This is a genomic window from Cyclobacterium sp., assembly GCF_014762705.1.
Taxonomy (GTDB): Bacteria; Bacteroidota; Bacteroidia; order Cytophagales; family Cyclobacteriaceae; genus Cyclobacterium.
On sequence record NZ_JABURL010000123.1, the window covers coordinates 1 to 22,382 of the forward strand.

The 22,382-nt window shown below is 44.1% G+C and carries 18 protein-coding genes; 11 read left to right on the top strand and 7 right to left on the bottom strand.

Annotated features, from left to right (window positions below):
* The 6 genes from HUJ21_RS24220 to lpxK form a co-directional block, all read right to left on the bottom strand.
* Nucleotides 1–924 (bottom strand): hypothetical protein (locus HUJ21_RS24220; protein ID WP_291373575.1); only part of this gene is annotated, 924 nt, incomplete at its 3' end.
* 512 nt (nucleotides 925–1,436) lie between these two features.
* Nucleotides 1,437–3,125, bottom strand: coding sequence for a GMC family oxidoreductase (locus tag HUJ21_RS24225; RefSeq protein ID WP_291373576.1), 1,689 nt, complete (start codon nucleotides 3,123–3,125; stop codon nucleotides 1,437–1,439).
* Between the two features lie 10 nt (nucleotides 3,126–3,135).
* Nucleotides 3,136–4,380 carry an ABC transporter permease gene (locus tag HUJ21_RS24230; RefSeq protein ID WP_291373577.1) on the bottom strand — a complete coding sequence of 415 codons (1,245 nt, stop codon included), beginning with the start codon at nucleotides 4,378–4,380 and terminating at the stop codon, nucleotides 3,136–3,138.
* Between the two features lie 112 nt (nucleotides 4,381–4,492).
* Entirely contained in the window at nucleotides 4,493–5,104 is a 612-nt protein-coding gene (locus HUJ21_RS24235; protein WP_291373578.1) for a tRNA-(ms[2]io[6]A)-hydroxylase, read from the bottom strand.
* A gap of 8 nt (nucleotides 5,105–5,112) precedes the next feature.
* Nucleotides 5,113–7,035, bottom strand: coding sequence for a putative porin (locus HUJ21_RS24240; RefSeq protein ID WP_366483836.1), 1,923 nt, complete (start codon nucleotides 7,033–7,035; stop codon nucleotides 5,113–5,115).
* The gene (gene lpxK / locus HUJ21_RS24245; RefSeq protein ID WP_291373581.1) at nucleotides 7,025–8,092 is read right to left on the bottom strand and encodes a tetraacyldisaccharide 4'-kinase; all 1,068 of its coding nucleotides are present in this window, start codon (nucleotides 8,090–8,092) and stop codon (nucleotides 7,025–7,027) included. Before lpxK ends, HUJ21_RS24240 begins: the two co-directional genes overlap by 11 nt.
* A gap of 44 nt (nucleotides 8,093–8,136) precedes the next feature.
* Between lpxK and HUJ21_RS24250 the strand changes: the two genes are divergently transcribed.
* From HUJ21_RS24250 to HUJ21_RS24260, 3 genes are all read left to right on the top strand, one after another.
* Nucleotides 8,137–9,237: a Nif3-like dinuclear metal center hexameric protein gene (locus tag HUJ21_RS24250; protein ID WP_291373583.1), complete on the top strand. Its 1,101-nt coding sequence runs from the start codon at nucleotides 8,137–8,139 to the stop codon at nucleotides 9,235–9,237.
* A gap of 3 nt (nucleotides 9,238–9,240) precedes the next feature.
* A complete protein-coding gene (locus HUJ21_RS24255) occupies nucleotides 9,241–10,008 on the top strand; it encodes a C4-type zinc ribbon domain-containing protein (RefSeq protein WP_291373585.1) in 768 nt (255 codons plus the stop codon).
* Between the two features lie 91 nt (nucleotides 10,009–10,099).
* The gene (locus HUJ21_RS24260; protein ID WP_166151275.1) at nucleotides 10,100–10,510 is read left to right on the top strand and encodes a hypothetical protein; all 411 of its coding nucleotides are present in this window, start codon (nucleotides 10,100–10,102) and stop codon (nucleotides 10,508–10,510) included.
* On the opposite strand, the gene HUJ21_RS24265 is transcribed toward HUJ21_RS24260, so the two are convergent.
* Nucleotides 10,500–11,129 carry a histidine phosphatase family protein gene (locus tag HUJ21_RS24265; RefSeq protein ID WP_291373588.1) on the bottom strand — a complete coding sequence of 210 codons (630 nt, stop codon included), beginning with the start codon at nucleotides 11,127–11,129 and terminating at the stop codon, nucleotides 10,500–10,502. The genes HUJ21_RS24260 and HUJ21_RS24265 overlap by 11 nt on opposite strands.
* A gap of 53 nt (nucleotides 11,130–11,182) precedes the next feature.
* Here HUJ21_RS24265 and HUJ21_RS24270 point away from each other — a divergent pair, with 53 nt between their 5' ends.
* The 8 genes from HUJ21_RS24270 to HUJ21_RS24305 all read left to right on the top strand — a co-directional run bounded on the left by HUJ21_RS24270 (nucleotide 11,183) and on the right by HUJ21_RS24305 (nucleotide 22,375).
* Nucleotides 11,183–11,602, top strand: coding sequence for a hotdog fold thioesterase (locus HUJ21_RS24270; protein ID WP_291373589.1), 420 nt, complete (start codon nucleotides 11,183–11,185; stop codon nucleotides 11,600–11,602).
* 6 nt (nucleotides 11,603–11,608) lie between these two features.
* Nucleotides 11,609–12,811, top strand: coding sequence for a chorismate-binding protein (locus HUJ21_RS24275; protein WP_291373590.1), 1,203 nt, complete (start codon nucleotides 11,609–11,611; stop codon nucleotides 12,809–12,811).
* The gene (gene menD / locus HUJ21_RS24280; RefSeq protein ID WP_291373592.1) at nucleotides 12,808–14,511 is read left to right on the top strand and encodes a 2-succinyl-5-enolpyruvyl-6-hydroxy-3-cyclohexene-1-carboxylic-acid synthase; all 1,704 of its coding nucleotides are present in this window, start codon (nucleotides 12,808–12,810) and stop codon (nucleotides 14,509–14,511) included. The genes HUJ21_RS24275 and menD overlap by 4 nt, the downstream gene beginning before the upstream one ends.
* 81 nt (nucleotides 14,512–14,592) lie before the next feature.
* Nucleotides 14,593–15,474, top strand: coding sequence for an inositol oxygenase family protein (locus tag HUJ21_RS24285; protein WP_166151285.1), 882 nt, complete (start codon nucleotides 14,593–14,595; stop codon nucleotides 15,472–15,474).
* Nucleotides 15,475–15,545: 71 nt separating this feature from the next.
* Nucleotides 15,546–17,120, top strand: coding sequence for a solute:sodium symporter family transporter (locus HUJ21_RS24290; protein ID WP_291373594.1), 1,575 nt, complete (start codon nucleotides 15,546–15,548; stop codon nucleotides 17,118–17,120).
* Nucleotides 17,121–17,405: 285 nt separating this feature from the next.
* The gene (locus HUJ21_RS24295; protein ID WP_291373596.1) at nucleotides 17,406–17,774 is read left to right on the top strand and encodes a hypothetical protein; all 369 of its coding nucleotides are present in this window, start codon (nucleotides 17,406–17,408) and stop codon (nucleotides 17,772–17,774) included.
* 179 nt (nucleotides 17,775–17,953) lie between these two features.
* The gene (locus HUJ21_RS24300) at nucleotides 17,954–19,186 is read left to right on the top strand and encodes an efflux RND transporter periplasmic adaptor subunit (protein ID WP_291373598.1); all 1,233 of its coding nucleotides are present in this window, start codon (nucleotides 17,954–17,956) and stop codon (nucleotides 19,184–19,186) included.
* Nucleotides 19,187–19,207: 21 nt separating this feature from the next.
* The gene (locus HUJ21_RS24305; RefSeq protein ID WP_291373600.1) at nucleotides 19,208–22,375 is read left to right on the top strand and encodes an efflux RND transporter permease subunit; all 3,168 of its coding nucleotides are present in this window, start codon (nucleotides 19,208–19,210) and stop codon (nucleotides 22,373–22,375) included.
* The last annotated feature ends 7 nt before the right edge of the window (nucleotides 22,376–22,382 follow it).

The following is a 22,382-nucleotide window of genomic DNA, read 5'->3' on the forward strand; positions in this document are numbered from 1 at the left end:
AAAAATTTGTACAGGACCACAAGCAACCTGCATCGCCATGTTCAGCTCATCTTTACCTCCAAAGGGATCATTGTCATCGATCCCATTATATGAGGGATGATTGGGGTTATAAATAAAATTTTTATTTGGCCTGCTGGGATCGTCAAGGGTAGGAATATCATATTTCACCTGCCTGCCTGAAATTGGATCAATCTTCGTTGCTAATGCCTCTATTGCGTCAAGGTCTACACTCAATATAGCTGCTCCTAAAGCATATTCTGTAATGTAAGTAAAGTTTTTGGAAGGTGCGCCTGCATTTGTAAATCCTCCACTGGTCACCAATAAAAAGGGCTTTCCATTAATCAAAGTATGCTCAAGCCCATTTGTGGAATGATTTTCCTCAGACCTTGGCAGTCCCCTTACCAGATCGATTACATCCCAGGCAGAACCAGTCCAGGTTAGCCTGGTGATGGTGCCTGAGTTGGTATCAAGCCCCTTATCTCCACTGGGTCCGCCCCACTTGGGATCACTAGAAGAAACATAAATTATAGGATTAGAGGCCGAACCGGCTACTGTTAACCCAGTTATTTGGCGTTTATTCCTATTATCAAAAGCAGGATTGCCGTTGTCGTCAAAATTTGGAATTTCTTTTACTGCTGTTAAAACCTCAGCACCAATAACCTCATATTGATTCGTCCCAATTTTTAAAATGGTATATATTTTTATGGTCCCATCAATCTGAGAAACGTATAGCCGCTCATCCGGACCAAATTTAAGCGAGGTCCCATTTGAAATGGGACTGAAGCTATTAAATTTTAATGCAGTTTGGTCAAAACTAACACTTTGACCTATCGCCCTGTGGTTCAATAGTAACCCTACTATCAAAACTAAAAAAAATAGGGAAAAAGATGAGGATTTTTTTTTCGCAAAACAGCCCATTTTCATTAGAATTATGGTATAACTAGATCTTAACCTGGAATTTAAATTTGGAATAAAACCTCATTGTCAATTTAAAGCAATTTAAGCAAAAAAATTAATTAACCAACATTTTTATGTTCTTTAAATTCATTTTTGTGTATTTTAACTACCTATTGCTTTGAAGGCTTGTTAAAATAAACCAATAGCCATGAAAAAAATTTCAGTCCATTCATGAATATTATCAATTATTCTATTTTCAATCATAATCGCAGGTGTATAATTATATTTTATCAATCAATTATTCAACTATATAGCTCGCAAATACCGATAAATAGATTCGTTTGTCTGAAAGAAGGAAAAGGAGATAAACCCATTGTCGGTGGTTGAAAAATTGAAAATGCCAGGCAAGCATACCCCCTTTACATAAAAGGAATTACCCTATCACTAAACGCATTGGTAACGACCATTAAAGTTGCTTTTGGAATTGAGGCAGCAGGATGAAAAAATGGGAAGAATCCGCACATTGGAGGAATTTACGCCTACATGTCCCCTCTTTTCAATGCCTTCACCGCATGGTCTACCGCTCTGGCGGTAAAGGCCATGTAGGTCAGACTGGGGTTTTGGGTGCCGGTAGAGGTCATGGATGCTCCATCTGTCACATATACATTGGGGCAGGCATGCATCTGATGGAATTTTCCAAGCAGGGAGGTTTCAGGGTCTTTCCCCATGCGCACTCCGCCCATTTCATGAATATCCAATCCTGGTGCCTGCCTGCTGTCATTTTGCCGGATGTTTTTGCATCCGGCGCTCTCCAGCATTTCGGCTCCCTGGTCTAAAAAGTCACGCAGGGATTTTTCATCATTTTCATCGTAGCCCACATCCACACGTAGCTGAGGCATGCCCCAGTCGTCTTTTTGGCTTTGGTCAAGGTAAACCCGATTGTTTAATTTGGGAATGGTCTCCCCCTGCATCATCATGTATACTCCCCAGGGTCCGGCCTCCGAATTAGCCTCCTTAAAATCCGGGCCGAAATCTTCATTTCTGGCAGCTCCCCAGCCTCCGCGTCCTGCGGAATAAAAACTCATGTATCCGCGCAAAAAATCCATCTCCTGCCTTTTGACATTCCTGAAATTCGGCAACATGACAGCGGTAGGCCTCCTTCCATAATAGTAGGAATCCAGGTGGCCGTCCATGCGGGCAGATAATGACCCGCGGTAATTGTGAAATGCAATATGGGTACCCAACAGACCATTGTCATTCCCCAAACCGTTTGGAAAGCGCTCTGATCTGGAATTCAACAATATCAGGTTAGAATTCATTGCCGAGGCATTGACGAAAATTACTTTGGCAAAATATTCCGTGGTCTCTTTGGAAAGGGCATCAACGATGCGGACTCCCGTCACCTTTCCCTGGGCATTGTCATAAATTAAGGAATGTGCCACAGAATGGGGCCTGAGTGTCAAATTCCCTGTTGCAGCTGCAGCAGGCAAGGTAGATGCATTGGAACTGAAATAGGCCCCAAATGGACAGCCTCGCTGGCAAAGGCTCCGTGCCATACACTGTCCCCTGCCCTGGGTTGTATGGTGCGGCTGTGGTTCCGTCAGGTGGGCACAGCGCCCAATCACAAATTTCCGGTCCGGATACGCACCTAAGATACGTTCCTGAACCAGCCTTTCCACCTTGTTCATTTCCCAGGGGGGCAAAAACTCTCCATCAGGTAAAGTTTCCAGGCCGTCTTTATTCCCACTAACACCAATAAACCTTTCCACATAGCTATACCATGGGGCGATATCCTCGTATCGAATGGGCCAATCTACGGCAAACCCATCCCTCTCTGGCCCTTCAAAATCATATTTACTCCAGCGCTGCACCTGCCGGGCCCATAGCAGGGACTTGCCGCCAACCTGATATCCCCTGATCCAGTCAAAGGGCTTGTCCTGAATATAGGGGTGCTCCTTGTCTTTGACAAAAAAGTGATCTGCATCGTCTTTAAAAGCATAACAACGGGAAACCACCGGATTTTCCTGGCGAAGCTCCAGAGGCAATTGACCCCTAAGTGGAAATTCCCAGGGAGGGGTATGCATGGTTGGATAGTCGTCCTTGTGCGTCACATTCCTTCCCCGCTCAAGAACAAGTGTTTTTAAACCTTTTTCGCACAATTCCTTTGCAGCCCAGCCTCCACTGATTCCCGAGCCAATAACGATGGCATCATAAGTATGATCATTCATGGTAATTCAATTATTCATAACGCAATGATTCTATGGGGTCCAATCGGCTGGCTTTGTAGGCGGGTAACATCCCGGAAAACAAGCCCACCAAAACACATACGACAAAGGCAAAAATTATCCAGACCCATGGAATCAAAAAACCTCCAGGACCCACTGAATTCCCTACCAGATTTCCGATACCGATCCCCATTAATACTCCCAAAATTCCTCCAAGAACACAGATCACTATGGCTTCTATCAGAAATTGCTGTCTAATCCGCTGAGGCGTCGCTCCCAGGGCCTTTCGGATCCCGATTTCCCTTGTTCTTTCGGTTACGGATACCAACATGATATTCATCAGGCCAATGGCTGCCCCGAGCAAAGTGATAAACCCGATGCCAAAGCCCCCGATCCTGAGAAATCCTGCGATCTCCTCCAAACTTTCTCCCAGGGTTTGGGATTTTACCACTTCAAAGGAATCCTCCATACCAATGGCATCCTCACGGATGGAACGCATGATGCCTGTTGCCTGCCCCATTTCATAATCAAGTTTCAACGGGTCTTTTCCTGCCACCGTGATGGTATACCGAAAGGTGCCTCTTTGATCCAGGTTTCTCGCATTGAGGATGGGAATGACAATGGCCCTGTCTGCACCTGAATCTCCACCTACCCCTCCTTGTTTTTCCATGACGCCCACAATCGTGTAGCGCCTGCCAAAAAAAGAGATGTAATTTCCTATGGGATTTTCCCCCTTATCGAACAAAGTACTTTGGATCTCTGTACCTATCACACAGACATTGTTCCCATATTGAATTTCTATGTTACTGAAATTCCTGCCTTCTTCAATACTTATTCCTTTGATCAAAAAGTAATTTTCATCCCCTCCAATGATCCGGCTATTGGGATTGGTTTCTTTGGATCCTCTTTTTACCTCAGCCGAGCCTGTCACAGAAGTGGTGATGGTGGATAAACCCCATTCGCTGTATTTGTCTTTAAAAGCCTCCGAATCCCTGTATGATATATTTGGATAATTTTTTGGCGCAACCCCGGAGGTGGTAGCCCTTCCTCCAGAGAATCTTTTGCCCCGCACATCAAAATTATTTGCGCCAAACCCGGAAAGACTTTCCTCAATCTGGGCCTTCATGGCATCTATTGCCGTCAACATGCCTACCAGGGAAGTAATGCCTATAGCAATGATCAAACCAGTCAAAATTGTCCGTAATAGATTGGTTTTTACCGACCGGAAGGCCTCACGTATATTTTCGATCAAATTCATGCTTTGTCCGTAAATGGCCGCTTTTATAAATATGGATCAACTATTTCGATAATATTAACCATTTATTGTTTTTGCACAAAGGAATTCAGAGAATTTAACTTTTTAACTCCTTTTAATGCATCCGGTCTCCCCTGATAGCCAAATGCTCCATCACTCCTTTTTCAAAGGCCAGCCATTCTGCCCAGCGTTGATCCACCTTGCCCGGATCATTATAGGATTTTGCCAGTTGTATGAAATTTACGTAATGACCGGCTTCGGAAATCATCAATTCGTGATAAAACTGTTTCAACTCCTCATCGGCCAGATTTTTCCAAAGAATTTTGAAACGCTCACAGGAGCGGGCCTCAATCAGCGCATTCATCAGCAAATGCTCCGTCAATTGGTCTGTCCTGCTACCGCCCTTCCGCACAAAACTTTGCAACTGCAGCACATATTCATCCTTTCTGGGGAATCCAAATTTATACCCCCGCTTTCGGATTTGCTCCATGACTGATTCAAAATGCGCCCACTCCTCAGCAACTACAGGAACAAGAACATCCACCATCCGGTCATATTCCGGGAATTTGATAATCAGGGAAATGCAGGAGGAAGCTGCTTTCTGTTCGCAATAGGCATGATCCACCAATATCTCTTCCAGGCTCATTTTCGCTACATCCACCCAGCGGGGATCGGTGGGCAATTGTAGCCGCAACATTTTTTGCTTTGTCGATTCCTGCCAATCCATATTCAAATTTAATCAAAGAAATACCAACTGATTCCCAGGTCCAGCATATTTTTTAAACCCGTATAACCGGGTGTTACGAAGTAGCCATCATTCTCCAGGTACCCTGCATTCAGGTGATTGTACCTGAAAAGCACCCTGGTGCGGTTGATCCTAAAGTTTAAAAAAGCGTCTACCACCGGATAAGCATAAACATTGAAATCATTCTGCAGGTAAAATTGCTGGGTGGAGGGCATGTAGGCGGGCGCGAAATTATCTGAGCGGTACCTTACTTCCAGCCCCAACTGCACATACACGTTTTCATCAAATAAGGGGCCGTCAAAAAACACCCTGGAATTGACAAAAACTTCAGGAATCCTGAATTTTTCAGCTGCACCACCGGTGATCAGGGTGTAATATGCCTCAGACTGCCAGTGAAATTTACCGGCAAAGATAAAATGGGCATTCAGTCCGGGGATCACCATAAATGCTTCTGAGGAAGCTTGTTCGGGCACCTGCTCCTCATTGTAATACACATAATTGTTGATCCTGTTAATGGTAAGGTTGGGTCTTATTTTAAAATGGGTGAAATCAGCTTTAATGGTCCCTTTAATCTGATCTACCCCCGTATTGGAAAAGTCGTTGTCCCATTGGTAATGATTGCCCCGGTACCGTTCCTGGGCCAGAGTGGGCTTGTACAAAGCTTTGGTGTAACTGATATCCAGAAAAGGGGAGATAAATAATCCGCTGACCCTGTAGCCATCGGGAATCAGGTATTCACCTTCTGCCTCAAACACCCAATTTTCATTGATCTCACCCCTCAATGCCCCACCCAGATACAACTCTGTAAATGAATTGTTGGATGAAAAAAACCTGCTGGCCATTCTTCCGGAACGAAATTTCAGGTATGCATTGTAATAGACAGGACCAAAATCCCCCTTAAAACCCATTTCATTTCTCCACTCAGAAAAATGATTGTGGTTGTTGGTGGTATCTGTTTTGCTATGCACCAGGCTGGTATCAGAAGAGTTGAACCGGTTATCATTAAAAAAAGCCGCATCGGACGTACCCAGGTTGCTAAAAAAAGTCACTTCCTGCTTTTTCTTATCGAAAACATGATATATCTGCCAGCCCTTCAACAATTCGAACTCGTGATAGAGGTGGTATTCCTGTCGCAAATCAACGGCTTTGGAATTCCGAAGCCAGACTTTGGAATCCTCATAGGTAAAATACAATGATGTAGTATCTACCTCCGGCGGGATGATCCCTCCCTGCTCGTTGACATTGTGTTTCATCCTGGAAAAACTGGCCAGGAGCCGGTACTTGCCATTTTCAGAATGGTAATTGGTATGCATTTCATAAGAATCATTGACCACATTGTTATCGTCCCTGCGCGTAGGGTTTAAGGTCTTTCTTGCGCGTATTGTGCGGTAGGCAATCCCTACATTCCAATTGGGTTTGATATTCCGGACAAATTCCACATCCAGCTTATTGCGGTTTCCGCCACCAAAAAAAGCCGCAATATGGGTATGGGGAGATTTGGTATCATAATACCTGATGCTGTCCGTGGTATTGTGGTACAGGTCATATACCTCAAAACCTGAGGTGCTGCCTATCTGTTCGGGCACATCGTAAAATATGGGCCTGGCTGCCGTTCCCAAATTTGCAAGATCCTGGTATTTGTACCAGGTGTCCGCCACGGCTTCATAATTGTGGAAGCCTGTAAGTGAAGTGTCCAACTCCATTTTTTCAAACCGGTTGTTCCTTACCGATTTTTCATAAAAATAAAGAGAAGTGTTGGGACCGTAGACCATCTTGGTAGAATCGTCCAACAAGCCTCTTCTTGGACTGTTCTCATCCTCCTCCTCCACAGTTGTTTGCTGGGCGAATAAAGGAAGCTTCCATGACAACAAAATAGCCAACACAATAAAAAAGAGTCTCATCCTAATTTTCAACGACGGAATTTTTTGATTTAATCACTTCATGCACCCGACGCAGTAAATCCTGCTCATCGTTTTTCTCCATATCAACCTCTACGGGTAACGCAAAAATGGGCAAGTGCGGTAGTATTTTCAATAACTTTTTATCTCTAAGCTTTACGGCATCTTTCTCAGTGGTAACAATTGCCGGCCGGGATTCCCTGTACTTATCACAGACATTTCTGATTTTAAGCATGTCACTTTCGGAATACCGGTGGTGATCCGGAAAAGATATGACTTCAAGCACCCTGTGATTTTTATTCAATTCATTTAACAAGGGCCGGTAATCCACTATTCCTGTGAGCAGGACCAGGTTTTTATGAAGACTCTTTTCTCCGGCCTCAATAGGGTATGGTTTGCCGTAACGCAACCCGGCAAAATAAACAGGGACTTCCTCTCGGGTATAGGCTTTTATTTTTGCGGTCATTTTTATTTTTTCCTCAGGTGAAAGGATATCGGGGCATTTGGTTACGACCACTGCATCTGCCCTGTTGGCATTTTTCCTTCCCTCGCGGAGCCTGCCCATAGGCAAAAGGAAATCTTCGTAAAATGGTTGTTCGTAAGTAGTCAATAACACATACAAATCTGCTTTCAGGTAGCGGTGTTGGTAAGCGTCATCCAGCAATATGCCCTGCACCCCATCCTCTACCGCCAAAATCATTGGGATGGCCAGTATTCTTTCTTCTCCTACTGCTACCCGAACATGGTCTTTAAATTTAGAAAATATCTGAAAAGGCTCATCTCCAATTTCTGATGGGCCTACCGTATCATCAGCAAGAATAAACCCCCTTGTTTTGCGACCGTATCCCCTGCTCAATACGGCAAGATTTACCTTTGGAGACAGGTGTTTGATCAAAAATTCTATGAAGGGTGTTTTGCCCGTCCCTCCCACGGCAAGGTTTCCTGCCACAATGGTAGGCACCTCAAATTGCTGACTTCTTTTTATTCCCGCATCGAACAAATGGTTTCGAAAGGCAGTGATTCCCCCGTAAAGCAAAGCAAAAGGAAATAACAAAAAGTCAGGGAAGCGCATTGTGGTTTTTTTTGTAGTTTTGATTGAAAAACAAAAGCAAATATATGGTTTATTTGATTAAGGATATCATTTCTCATTTAGAATCCATTGCCCCACCCGCTTACCAGGAAAGCTATGACAATTCCCAATTACTGGTGGGTAACCCTGAAAGCCCTGTGGAAGGCATTCTCTGTGCGCTCGATGTCACAGAAGCTGTGGTGGAAGAGGCCAAAAGCAAAGGGTGTAACCTGATCATTGCCCACCATCCCATCCTATTTAAAGGGCTCAAAAGCCTTACAGGGAAAAATTATGTAGAAAGGACCGTCATTAAAGCCATAAAAGAGGATATTGCCATCTATGCCATCCACACCAACCTGGATGCGGTAGATCAGGGGGTTAACCAAAAAATCGCTCAAAAAATCGGCCTTTCCGATACAAAAATACTGGCCCCGAAAAAAGGTGTATTGACCAAATTGACAACCTTTATTCCGAAAGGAAATGCAGACGAAGTCCTTCAAGCCTTGTATAAAGCCGGTGCGGGCATTATTGGCAACTACGCGCATTGCAGTTTTCAAACTGAGGGTCAGGGCAGCTTCCTTCCCATGGAAAATGCCCAGCCCAGTATAGGATCCAAGGGAAAAGAAGAAATGGTGACAGAAAAAAGAGTGGAATTGATGTTTCCCAGTCACCTCCAATCAAAAATCATTCATGAACTGAAAGTGGCTCATCCCTACGAGGAGGTGGCTTATTACCTGCATCCCCTGGAAAATGAGCACCAGGATGTAGGTTCGGGCATGATCGGACAACTGCCGGAGCCCCTGTCGGGAATGGATTTTCTGGAGCATCTTAAAAAATCCATGGGACTACAAGTATTGAAACATACGGCTATTTTGGACAAAAAAGTAAGCAAGGTAGCTCTTTGCGGAGGGGCTGGAATATTTCTATTGGGCAGGGCAATAAAATCAGGAGCCGATGTGTTTGTTACGGCAGATGTTAAGTATCACGATTTCTTTGAAGCGGATCAGCAGATTTTACTGACTGACATTGGGCATTATGAAAGTGAAATTTACACAAAAGAACTTTTAAAAGATTTATTGTCGCAAAAATTTAGTAATATTGCAACCTATTTGACAAATATAGTTACAAATCCAATAAGTTACCTTTAGTAAATGGAAAGTCCGGTCGCACAAAAACTAGAAGCTATTCTTAATCTTCAAAATATTGATTCCCGTTTAGATGCTATTTTTAAGGTGAGGGGAGCCCTTCCCGAAGAAGTCCAGGATTTGGAAGATGAAATCATCGGCTATGAAACACGGTTGAGCAAATTCAATTCTGATATATCGGCAACAGAGGATGAGATCAAAAAGCACAAAGATGCCATCAAGGAGTCTGAAAAACTGATCAAAAAATATCAGGATCAGCAGATGAATGTGAGAAACAACCGGGAATACGATGCCATTACCAAAGAATTGGAATTACAGGATCTTGAAATTCAAGTCTCCAAAAAGAAAATAGCTGAAGCACAAATTAGAATCGAGGAAAAACAAAAAGACATTTCCGATCTGAACGAAATCCTGAAAGACAGGCAAAATGACCTCGATCAGAAAAAAGGAGAATTGGATACCATAGTTTCAGAAAGTGAAACAGAAGAGAAAAAGCTCCGAAACGAAAGGGAAAAAGCTGCCAAAAAAGTAGAAGACCGGTTGATCAAGTCTTATGACAAAATCAGAAACAACGCAAAGAACGGTCTGGCAGTGGTCCTGGTAAAGAGGGGAGCCTGTGGTGGATGTTTCAATATAGTACCCCCTCAGCGGCAAGCTGAAATCAGGGAAAGGAAAAAAATCATTGTCTGCGAACACTGCGGAAGGATACTGGCAGGTGTAGAAGATGAAATCGTGGAAGAGCCAACGCCTAAAAGAAAAAGATCAAAAGCTTAAATCAATTTATATAAACCGGATAAATCCGGTTTTTTTTTGAATCCAATTTATTTTTTGTTTCGTATATATTAATTACATATATTACGATTCTATGAAAACCGTTATTTTAGCATTAACCCTAATTGCCTTTAGTCAGGTTTCCTTTGCAAAAGAAGGTCCTGAAAAGACTTTTTTAATTATTTTTAATGAAGCGGAATTAAAACGCATTCAGTCAAGTCCTGCAAAGGTGGAATTGAATTTTTTAAGTGCCTTTGAAACCAAGGCCTATGGTGGAAATTCAGAAAGGGCATTGATGGTAACAGTCCCCTTTGCTGATTGGACCGTGTGTGAAATGGGAAATATCCTAGTAAAAATAACTGAAGATAAAGAAGTCCCTTTGGATAACATTGCTTTCCGGATCATAGACCTGAATGAATGCCAGGAGAATTTCAAGGCCTTGCTTTCTGATTCAGAAGATCAAAGGCAAAGCAAAAAAACCGCTACCATCAAACTTACTTTATAGCCTCCATTTTTTTAAGCGGAGAAGGGTGGTATTTATCCAGATATATCTGACCATTTTCAGCCTGGTGCAATTCATAGCAACATAGGTTTTCATGCCTGAAGACATCCATATAGCGGAGGTCATATCCCAGTAATACGGTCATTAAAATGCGAATTGCTCTGCCATGCATGCAAATTAAAATATGAGACCCTCCCTGGTTTAAAATATAATCCATGGCCCTGCTCAGGCGTTTTGCCACATCTACCGGAGATTCTCCACCATTGATTTTGTTGTCCAATTCTCCTGAAGACCATTTATCCAACATGTTGAGATAATACTGATTTTCATCGTGGTCCATAGGTAATCCTTCATAATTACCCCAGGAAATCTCGTTCAATTCCGGCATCTTTTCCTGGTATACTTCCTCGTTCAAAAAATTCTCAATGGATTGTCTCGTTCGGATAAGGGAAGAATAATAAATATGATCGAAAGGAATATGCCTGAAATTTTTATAAAAGGCTTTTGCTTGTTTAATTCCTGTTTCGTTGATGGGGGCATCGATCCCACTTCCCTGCACCACCCCTTTGAGGTTATAATCCGTTTGCCCATGCCGTACCACATATATTTTTTTACTGCTCAAGATTCTCTATTTTTGATTCCAAAATCAAAGAAAAAAATTTTATTGAATAAAACATGATATTTACTGAAAAACCGGATCTAAATTTTTTAAATCAAATGGGAAAGGAAAGCATGACCGGTTTTCTTGAGATTACTTACACAGCCATTGGGGATGATTTTCTGGAAGCCACCATGCCTGTGGGACCAAAAACCAAACAACCATTTGGATTGTTACATGGGGGAGCCAGTGTGGTGTTGGCCGAAAGTCTCGGCTCGGTAGCAGCCTCCCTGACTTTGGAAAATGACAAAGCCTATGCAGTGGGATTGGAGATCAATGCGAATCACCTGAGGCCCGTAAAGGAAGGAAGTGTGACAGGAAGGGCCACGCCCATACATTTGGGCAAGAAAACCCAGGTTTGGGAGATAAAAATAAAGGATAACAAAGACAGACTATCTTGCATCAGCCGCATTACCCTGGCCATTCTTGAAAAGTAAGATTTTATGGAAACAACCAATAAGATAGCCGAAATTACGAAAGCCCTATTGCTGGAGCATCTGTTGTTCAGGGCACTGCATGAAAATTTACCCATTGCCATTTGGAAAAAACCCAAGCAGCCACTAATTGAGGTTATCATTGACGAAGACAAAGAGGGCATCAAACAGCCTGGCATGGACCTGGATCAACTGCCTCCCGGATTTATGATCCATCCATTTCTTCATTCGAAAGACCACCAACCTTTCTTTATCAAAGCCACCAATTATTACCGGTTTAGCCTGGATGAGAACGATTTGTCGGATGATCAATTTCCAATTTGGGAAAATTCAAATAAAGAACTGACAGTAAAGATCCGTGATATCATCCAATCCTTTCCTGCAGGCAAAAAGGCAAAAGCCTCCCGAAAGTCAGATTTTATCCAGACAGTCAATAAAGCCATTGAATCCATAGCATCCGGAAAGCTGTATAAGGTGGTGCCTGCCCGTCTGAAGAAAATGACCCTTCCCTCGGATTTCGATTTGGCAGGTACCTTTCTGGCCCTTTGTGATGCCTATCCCAATGCTTTTATCAATTGTTTCTACAGTGAATCCACGGGATTCTGGATCGGGGCCAGCCCGGAAACCCTGATCAAGACCAGGGGGGATAGTTTTTATACCATGGCATTGGCAGGAACCCAGAAGGCAAAAGGGGATAACCCCTTAAAAAATGCCGCATGGACACAAAAAGAAATTGAAGAACAGGCCCTGGTAAGTCGATATATTGTGGATTGTTTCAAGAAAATCCGGCTAAGGGAATACCTGGAATTAGGACCTAAAACCACCATAGCAGGTGGCCTGCTGCATCTAAAGTCTGAGTTTCTGGTGGATATGAAAGCGACCAATTTCCCACAATTGGGCAGCGTGATGCTAGAATTACTACACCCTACTTCTGCCGTATGTGGCATGCCAAAAGCGGAAGCCCTGGAACTCCTTGAAACTGAAGAGAATTTTGACCGGTCCTATTTTTCCGGTTTTATTGGCCCTGTCAATATTGAAGCGGAGACCGCATTGTATGTCAACCTCCGTTGTGCCAAATTGGAAAACAAGGAAGTCCTTCTTTTTGCTGGGGCGGGGGTCACGGAAGATTCTGTCCCTGAAAAAGAATGGGAAGAAACGGAAATGAAATGCAACATCATAGGAAAAATCATCAAAACCAACCAATCCCGTTGATACTCCCTCAAATCAGCCACCTGGTTTCTATTTGTGCAAAAAGTGGTGTTACACAAGCCATTCTTTCTCCGGGGTCCAGGTGTGCTCCTTTATCGCTGGCCTTCATCAGGCATCCTAACATCCATTGCAGAACCATATCTGATGAAAGATCAGCGGCCTTCATGGCTTTGGGCATGGCACAGCAACTCAACAAGCCTGTTGTATTGGTCTGTACAAGTGGTTCTGCTACCTTAAATTACGGACCCGCCATTGCAGAAGCCTTTTACCAGCAAATTCCCCTATTGATCCTCACGGCAGACCGTCCGGCAGAATGGATAGAACAGTGGGATGGCCAAACTATCCGGCAACAAGATATCTATGCCCCCCATATCAAAGGTAGTTTTACTTTCCCTGATGATGCAAGCCCAACAGACAAACTGTGGCATGCCAAACGGACCGTCAAAGAAGCCATTGTACTTTCAAAAACCTTTCCCTGTGGCCCCGTACACATCAATATCCCGCTAAGGGAACCCTTTTACCCTGCTCCGGGGGAAAACTATAATTTCGAAATTACAGACATGGAGCCGGTTTTGGATGTGGAGACGGGAAGCTATGCTCTCAGGGAAGAGGTCAGACAAAAATTAAAAAATCAGTTGTCAGGCTTTAAAAGGATACTGCTCCTTCCAGGTCAGCAAAAACCCAACCTGAAAATTAAAAGGCTGCTGGAAGAAATTGTCCAAAACCAAAAAGGACTCCTGGTAACGGATGTGACCAGCAATATGGCCCAACCGCTGGCCATCGTTCATCATGATTTTTTTGCAGCCGAGGCTTCAAAGGATAAAGAAATGGTCCCAGACTTGCTGATTAGTTTTGGCAAATCCATATTATCCAAGTCGTTAAAACAGTTTTTAAGGAATTGCCCCGTGTCTCACTGGCATGTACAGCCTGAAGGCAGGGTCCCGGATCCATTCCAACACCTGGATCAAATCATTCGGCTACAACCCGAAACATTCCTTGAATTTCTGCTAAAGGAAGGTCCTGAAATAGATCCGGTTTTTGGCCAGGCCTGGAAAGACAAAAATGAGATCGTAAAAGTTCAGCTTCCCCAAATGCTTAATGGGGCTTCATTCGGGGAATTGAAAGCATTGTCACGCATTTTGCATTCCTTACCAGCAGCAGGAAAAGTACATCTGGCCAACAGCATGGCTGTCAGAAATGTGAATTTTTTGGGCTTAAGCCAGGATAAAATCGAAATCATCTGTAACAGGGGCACCAGTGGTATTGATGGCAGCAACAGTACAGCGGTGGGCTGTACTTTCACCACCAAAGAACCTGTTACGCTGATTACGGGTGACCTGGCTTTCTTTTACGACAGGAATGCTTTTTGGCATCAATACAACATGAGCAATCTCAGGATTATTTTGTTCAACAATCATGGAGGAGGAATTTTCCGCATGATAGATGGACCTTCCAATTTGCCTGAACTGGAAGAATACTTTGAAACGCGGCAGAGACTTAACGCCAGGCTGCTGGCCAAAGAGATGGGATTCGAATATACACTGGTCAAATCCATGCCCGGGCTTAAAAAGGGCTTAACCGATTTCTTTCAGGATTCCATAAAACCTAAAATAATTGAAATTGAAAGCAGCAGTGAGCTCAACTCCCGGGTTTTGAAGTCCTTTCGGAGAAAAATCAAGGCAAGAATCTCCAAACAGGAATAATTTTTGAAAAAGTATTTCATTGTAAAAAAAATCTGATTTGTTTTTTCTACATTTAAGCCAATGAATTTAACCATTTGAATCATGCAAAAGCAATTCAACGAAAAGGAAAATGCTCCTTTGGGCAATATTGAAGAATGGGAAGAGGACTTAAAAGTGCGTTATCCCAAACCTAAATCCGAACAAGCAAAAAGCAAGGAGGACTATCGGAATTATCACGATTCTGAACGCATAGATACTGTAAGGGAATTTTACCGTTTGAATCACCAATACCAGACCTATGACTTCGTTTGCCAAAAACAAGCGGATTTCCTGAAGTTTGACAAGAAGGAAATGCCTTTCTGGGATGCCATAGCTTACCTCAACACCCTGGTGGATGACTCTGACCCAGACATCAGCCTGGACCAGCTACAGCACCTGTTGCAGACTTCTGAAGCCATCAGGGCCGATGGGCACCCTGATTGGTTTGTTTTGACTGGCTTTATCCACGATATGGGCAAAGTGTTGTGCCTTTTTGGAGAACCCCAGTGGGCTGTGGTTGGGGATACTTTTCCGGTAGGTTGCGGGCATTCTGATAAAATCGTATACCCGGAATATTTTAAAGCCAACCCTGATACGGATAATGAACGATTCAATACCAGGTATGGTGTTTATGAACCCAATACAGGGCTGGAAAATGTAAAAATGTCCTGGGGACATGATGAATACCTTTACCAAATGGTAAAGGATTATTTGCCCGAACCTGCCTTATACATGATTCGGTATCATTCTTTTTATGCCCAGCATAGGGAGGGTGCATACGACCATCTTTTAAGCGACCATGACAAGGAAATGTTTAAATGGGTAGATAAATTTAACCCCTATGACTTGTATTCCAAGGTACCGGTGCCACCAGATGCCAAAGCCTTAAGACCATATTATGAGGACCTGGTAGCGAAATACCTGCCGGCGACCATGAAGTTTTAATCATTTTACCAGAAAATGCCCCAATTCATTGCTGCCCGGTAGCCCATCGGGCAGCAATTTAATGTTAACCCATGCTTACAGCCCTTACCTTTATAGGTTTTACACTTTTTGTAGCTTTTCTTTCCTGGTATAAATTACGAAAAGACGATATCAGTTCCAGAGACGGCTATTTCCTGGGAGGGCGATCACTTACAGGTGGTGTCATTGCAGGGTCCATGATATTGACCAATATCTCCACAGAACACCTGATCGGACTTAATGGATCTGCCTATAAGAATGGCATGATCATCATTGCCTGGGAGGTCACCAGTGCCATTGCCCTGGTGATTGCGGCATTGTATTTTCTCCCTATTTACCTGAAAATGGGCTTAACCACCATTCCGCAATACCTGGAAAACAGGTTTGACAGTAGTACCAAAACCATCGTGGCATTTCTGCTCATGGTCTCGTTTGTGGTCACCTTGCTTCCCATTGTTCTCTACACAGGTGCCATCAACCTGGAAAGTATTTTCAATGTTTCAGAAGTGCTGAACGTCGGCCTTTCGGAGGGAATCTGGATTACCGTTATTACTATTGGTGTAATCGGATCCATCTATGCTATCTTTGGAGGCTTAAAAGCCGTGGCCCTTTCAGATTCCATCAATGCCATAGGACTTATTATCGGAGGCTTAATGGTACCTGTATTTGCACTTTGGGATATAGGAGACGGGAACATTTTCACCGGAATGAGCAAGGTGTATGATTATGCGCCTGAAAAATTCAACGTCATTGGTAAGGCAGACTCGGTTTTGCCATTCAGTACCATTTTTACCGGGCTGATGATCAATCAGCTTTATTTCTGGGGGATGAACCAGACCATTATTCAACGTGCTTTTGGAGCCAAAAACATGGCTGAGGCACAAAAAGGGCTTTTGCTTACGGGCTTGTTTAAAATCCTGATACCCCTGATCATTGTTTTGCCAGGCATTATTGCCTATTATTATTACAGCGACCAATATTATGACAATCAGGATTTTATTTATCCCGTTTTGCTGACACGTGTCATGCCACTGGGATTGTTGGGTTTTTTCGCTGCTGTGGTCCTTGGAGCCATATTGAGTACCTTCAACAGTGTATTGAATTCGGCAGCCACCATTTTCAGCCTGGACATCTACAAAAAAATATTCCGACCCGATTGTTCTGACAAAACTTTGGTGCGGGTAGGACGCCTAAGCTCATTGGTATTGGCAGTCCTGGCCATTTTAATTGCTCCTCTGGTAGGAAATGCTCCGGAAGGCCTTTACCAGCTGATGCAACAGCTCAATGGTATCTTTTTTATTCCCATAGCTTCCATATTAATTGCCGGTTTCTTTATCCCAAAGGTAACTGCCAGAGCCGCCAAAATTGGTTTATTCACAGGCCTGTCTTTTTACCTGATCACCAGTTTTTTCCTGGATATTGGCATTCATTTCATCCATATTTGGGCCATTGAGTTTATTCTAAACCTGGCCTTGATGCTGTTGGTTAGCCATTATTTTCCCGGAAAACCAAATACCTTTGTCAGCAGGCCTCCTGTATTGGAAATGAAACCCTGGAAATATGCCAGACCTGTAGCGGCTATCCTCTGCCTGGTGACTGTATTGATCTATATCTGGCTGGGAAGTTGATTTTTTAACCATCTGCTCATTTCCCATTAATTTGAATTCCCTGGTGTACTTCAGTGTCTTTTAGCTGTAACCTCAACTTTTCAGGTAAAACCCGAAATCCATTAACCTGATTTGGATGGATAAACTTGTGGGTAAGACCATGTTTATTTGCTCAGGCAATTCCCTTATTGAATACAAGCTAAAAAGAGCAAATCAGTCAAATCCCCCCACCTTTATTTCTTTTTAAGGCCTGTTTCCTTGTTTGAACGGTACTATTTTTGGTGCTTTTGTTATTAACTTTGTACTGTGGAATTAAGAATAGTAAAAATATCAACTTTTTTTTCCAGGTATATCCTCACCAATTTACTCGCTTTGTTTTTGGTGGGTCTTTCCGTGGCTGAGGGAAAAGAAGCTATTCATCAATTTCCTACAGCAGGTATACATTGGGACATGTCGGACCTAGACTTTGTGGATTTTCCCACCTCAGTGAGCAGAGGCCAGTCTGGAAATCAACAATCCAGGGAAATGATGCTCCCGCTTTTTTATTTAAAAAACAATCCTTTCCGCCTGCTACAGTTTTTACATGCCTCATTACCAGAAATATTTACTCCATTCTCCACGCCAGGCCAAATCAGGCAAATCGTCTCCCTGGTAGTTTGGTGCAATGCCCCCTGATCCATTTCTCCTTTTTTAATGGTGAAGAGCTATTACTCTCTTGCACATCCTATTATCCTTTACAACCCAAAATAGCCACCATCCCGGATTGCGCGGAAATTGGTTGAAACTGCCTGTTTTCTTGCTGTTCACTGGATGGATAGAGCTTGTTCAAGTGTTTATTTAATCCCATTTCAGCAATGAATAAAAAAATTCTGGGGCTCCGGTATTCCGGTATTAAAAATGCCCGATTTAATCACCTGTCTAAATTACTTGTCATAACGGTCATTGGGGCTACCTTTCTTTCCTGTAGTGAAGGAAGAGGTAAAAACAAGAAGAATGCAGAAGTGTTGGAAGTCCCTGTTTTTACCCTAATGCCCAAAGACATTGAGGTCCCCCAGACCTATGTCTGTGATCTTCAGGCGATACAATTTGTGGAAGTCAGGTCCAAGCTGGAAGGATTTGTAGAAGAAATATTTGTAGATGAAGGCCAGGAGGTAAAAAAAGGGCAACCCCTTTTCCAATTGTCATCGGCAGAATACAATGAATTGGTCAATTCTGCTACTGCCAAACTCATGCAAGCCAGGGCAGAGGAGAAAGCCGCCACCCTGGAAATGGAAAGGCTGAAAGTGCTGGTGGACAAGAAGATTTACTCTTCCTCTGAATTAGAGTTGGCACAATCGAGAAAAGAAATGGCCCAATCTGCGATCATGGAAGCCCAATCCATGCTAAAGAATGCCCAGGTAGGGCTTTCTTATACCACCATTAAAGCCCCCTTTGACGGCATAGTGGACCGGATACCCTACAAAACGGGCAGTTTGGTAAAAAGTGGAGACCTGCTGACCAACATCACGGATATCAGTGAGATTTTTGCCTACTACCGTATCACGGAAAACGAATACCTGGAATACATGCGCGGGGAATTGGACAAGGACGCAGACTCAGAGCAAATGAATGAACAGGTGAGGGAAACCCTTAAAGACGAACAAGAGGAGATTTCGCTGATCCTTTCGGACGGGGTGGAATACCCTTACAAGGGTAAACTGGAAACCATGGAAGCGGACTTTGAACAAGGCACCGGTTCCATTGCGCTGCGGGTCCGGTTTCCAAACCCTGACGGCTTGATCAAACATGGGGCCAGCGGTAAGGTCCAAATGACCAATGAATTAAAAGACGTGTTCCTGATACCCCAAAAGTCCACTTTTGAAATTCAGGAATACAATTATGTCTACCTGGTAGATAAAGAAAACAAGGTAAATGTGAGAAGTTTCCGGCCATTGAGAAGGCATGGGTTATTCTATGTGGCCCAGGACTTTAACACCAATGACAAGGTGGTCCTTGAAGGCATACAACTCCTGAAAGATGAGGCTACTGTAAAGCCAAATCCAATAGGTGAAGAAGAAGTGTACCATTCCTTGAATCTACCGCTTTAGCAGGCCAAAACCCATTGACAAATGTTTGATTTATTTATTAAACGACCCATTCTCTCCACAGTAATCTCCATATTGATTACTTTGATCGGATTATTGGCCCTTTTTGGTTTGCCCGTAACCCAATTCCCTGAAATTGTCCCCCCATCCGTAACCGTCACTTCCCAATACCGGGGAGCCAACGCTGAAGTGGTCACCAAAGCCGTCACCACCCCGCTAGAAAGGGCGATCAACGGTGTTCCCGGAATGACCTATATGTCATCGGTAAACACCAATGACGGGGTATCCGTGATCACGGTCTTTTTCAATGTGGGCACTGATCCCGACCAGGCAGCCGTCAACGTACAAAACCGGGTAGCCACGGTAGTGGATGAATTGCCCGAAGAAGTCATTCGGGCCGGTGTCATGACAGAAAAAGAGGTGAATTCGATGTTGCTATACCTTAACCTCATGACATCGGACAGTACCCAGGACGAAAAATTTGTATACAATTTTGCCGACATCAACATCCTGCCCGAGCTTAAGCGGATCGACGGAGTGGGCCGGGCTGAAATCATGGGAAACAGGGATTATGCCATGCGTATCTGGCTGAACCCGGACCGCATGGTGGCTTATAACCTAACCCCTCAGGATGTCAGTGAGGCCATACAAAGCCAAAACGTTGAAGCTGCTCCGGGGAAATCGGGAATCAGTTCCGACCGGGATCCCCAGGCCCTGCAATATGTGCTCAAGTACACCGGGAAATTTAATACTCAGGAAGATTATGAAAACATCACCTTAAAATCCCTGCCCGATGGCTCACTATTGAAAATTCGGGATGTGGCAGAAGTAGAATTCGATTCCGAAGACTACAATATGGTTTCCATGACTGACGGGCGGCCTTCCGCCTCTATCATGATCAAACAGCGCCCCGGATCCAATGCCCGGGAGGTCATTCAAAACATCAAGGACAAGATGGAAGAACTTCAGGGATCTTCCTTTCCACCGGGCATGAAATATAATATCTCCTATGATGTCTCCCGATTTTTGGATGCCTCCATTTCGGAAGTGGTGAAAACCTTGATCGAGGCATTTTTGCTGGTATCATTTGTGGTGTTTATTTTCCTTCAAGATTGGAGGTCCACCCTTATCCCAGCCATAGCAGTGCCTGTCTCGCTTATTGGAACCTTCTTTTTTATGGGCCTTCTCGGATTCTCCATCAACATGCTGACCTTGTTTGCGATGGTACTGGCCATTGGCATAGTGGTGGACAATGCCATTGTCGTCGTGGAAGCCGTTCACGTGAAGATGCACCAAAACGGAATGAACGCCAAAGAGGCTACCTTCGCAGCCATGAAGGAAATTGGAGGTGCGATCATCGCCATTACCCTGGTCATGTCCGCCGTATTCATACCGGTAAGTTTTCTTTCTGGTCCTGTAGGGATTTTTTACCGGCAATTCTCTCTTACGCTGGCCATCGCCATTGTCATTTCCGGGATCAATGCCCTGACCCTTTCCCCGGCCTTATGCAGTTTGCTTTTGAAGCCTGTACATCACGAAAAAGGAAAAGGGCTGATGAGTCGTTTCTTTACGGCTTTCAACGAAAAATACGATGCTTTTTCGGGAAAATATGCCCATTTCATAGGAAAAACCGCAGGAAGAAAAGCACTTACTTTTGGCATTTTAATCCTGTTTTTTGTCCTTACCTATGGCATGACCTTTGTTTTGCCCACGGGCTTTATCCCTAACGAAGATCAGGGGATGATTTATGTCAATGTGACCACTCCTCCGGGTTCAACCATGGACCGCACCCAACAGATAATGGATGATGTGCAAGCCTCCATCCTACCCTTTGAAGAGGTGGAAACCATCTCCACGCTGGCAGGATATAGCCTGCTTACCGAAACTGCCGGTGCTTCCTATGGCATGGGCATGATCAACCTGGTCGGATGGGATGACCGGGAAGCGGATGTCAATGAATTGATCCAAAAATACCAGGAAAGAACCGACCACATCACAGGTGCCTCTATCCAGTTTTTTGGTCCGCCTCCAGTACCAGGTTTTGGTAATGCATCTGGATTTGAATTGCAAATGCAGGACAAAACCGGAGGGGACCTGGAATTTACCGCCCAGACAGTAGACGATTTCCTTACAGCCATCAGACAAAGGCCGGAAATACAGGATGCCTTTACCAATTTTGACCCCTCATTCCCTCAGTATATCCTCAGGGTAGACCATGACAAGGCCGCCAAACTGGGGGTTGACGTCCGTGCTTCCATGCAGACGCTACAGAGTTTTATAGGAAGTTATTACAGCTCCAATTTTATACAGTTTGGTCAGATGTACAAAGTCATGTTACAGGCCTCACCCGAATTCCGAACCAATCCGGAATCCCTGCTGAAAATGTACACCAAAAACAAGCAGGGAGAAATGGTCCCCTACTCTAATTTTGTGACCCTGGAACGGGTGTACGGTCCCGAGCAGCTGACCCGGTACAACATGTTTATATCCGCCATGGTCAATGGTGATGCCGCTCCAGGTTATTCCAGCGGAGATGCCATCCGGGCAGTAGAAGAAACCGCTGTTTCCATTCTTCCGAGAGGCTTTTCCATCGATTGGTCCGGTATGACCAGGGAACAAATCGCCTCCGGCAATCAGGCAGTGTACATATTTATTATTTGCCTCCTGTTTGTTTACCTGCTCCTTGCAGCCCAATACGAAAGCTATCTGCTTCCTTTGCCTGTAATCCTCTCTTTACCGGCCGGGGTATTCGGTTCCTTCCTTTTATTATACCTCACAGGCTTGGAAAACAATATTTATGCGCAGGTTTCCCTGATCATGCTGATCGGTCTGCTGGGTAAAAACGCCATTCTTATCATTGAGATTGCCGTTCAGTCCCGGCAAAAAGGCATGGGGATCCTGGCTTCAGCAAAACATGCGGCAGTAGAAAGGCTACGGCCCATCCTGATGACTTCATTCGCATTTATCAGCGGCCTGATCCCACTTGCGCTTGCCAGCGGAGCGGGAGCTATAGGCAACCGAACCATTGGCACCGCAGCAGCAGGAGGAATGTTTATTGGAACTTTTGTCGGAATTATCCTCATTCCCGGACTATTCGTCGTGTTTGAATCCCTGGCTGCCTATTTCAAAAAGCAACCCGCACCGGTAGCTGAAGATCAAAGCGTTCCTTCAGGTAGTCTCAAAACTTCTTAAAGTCAAT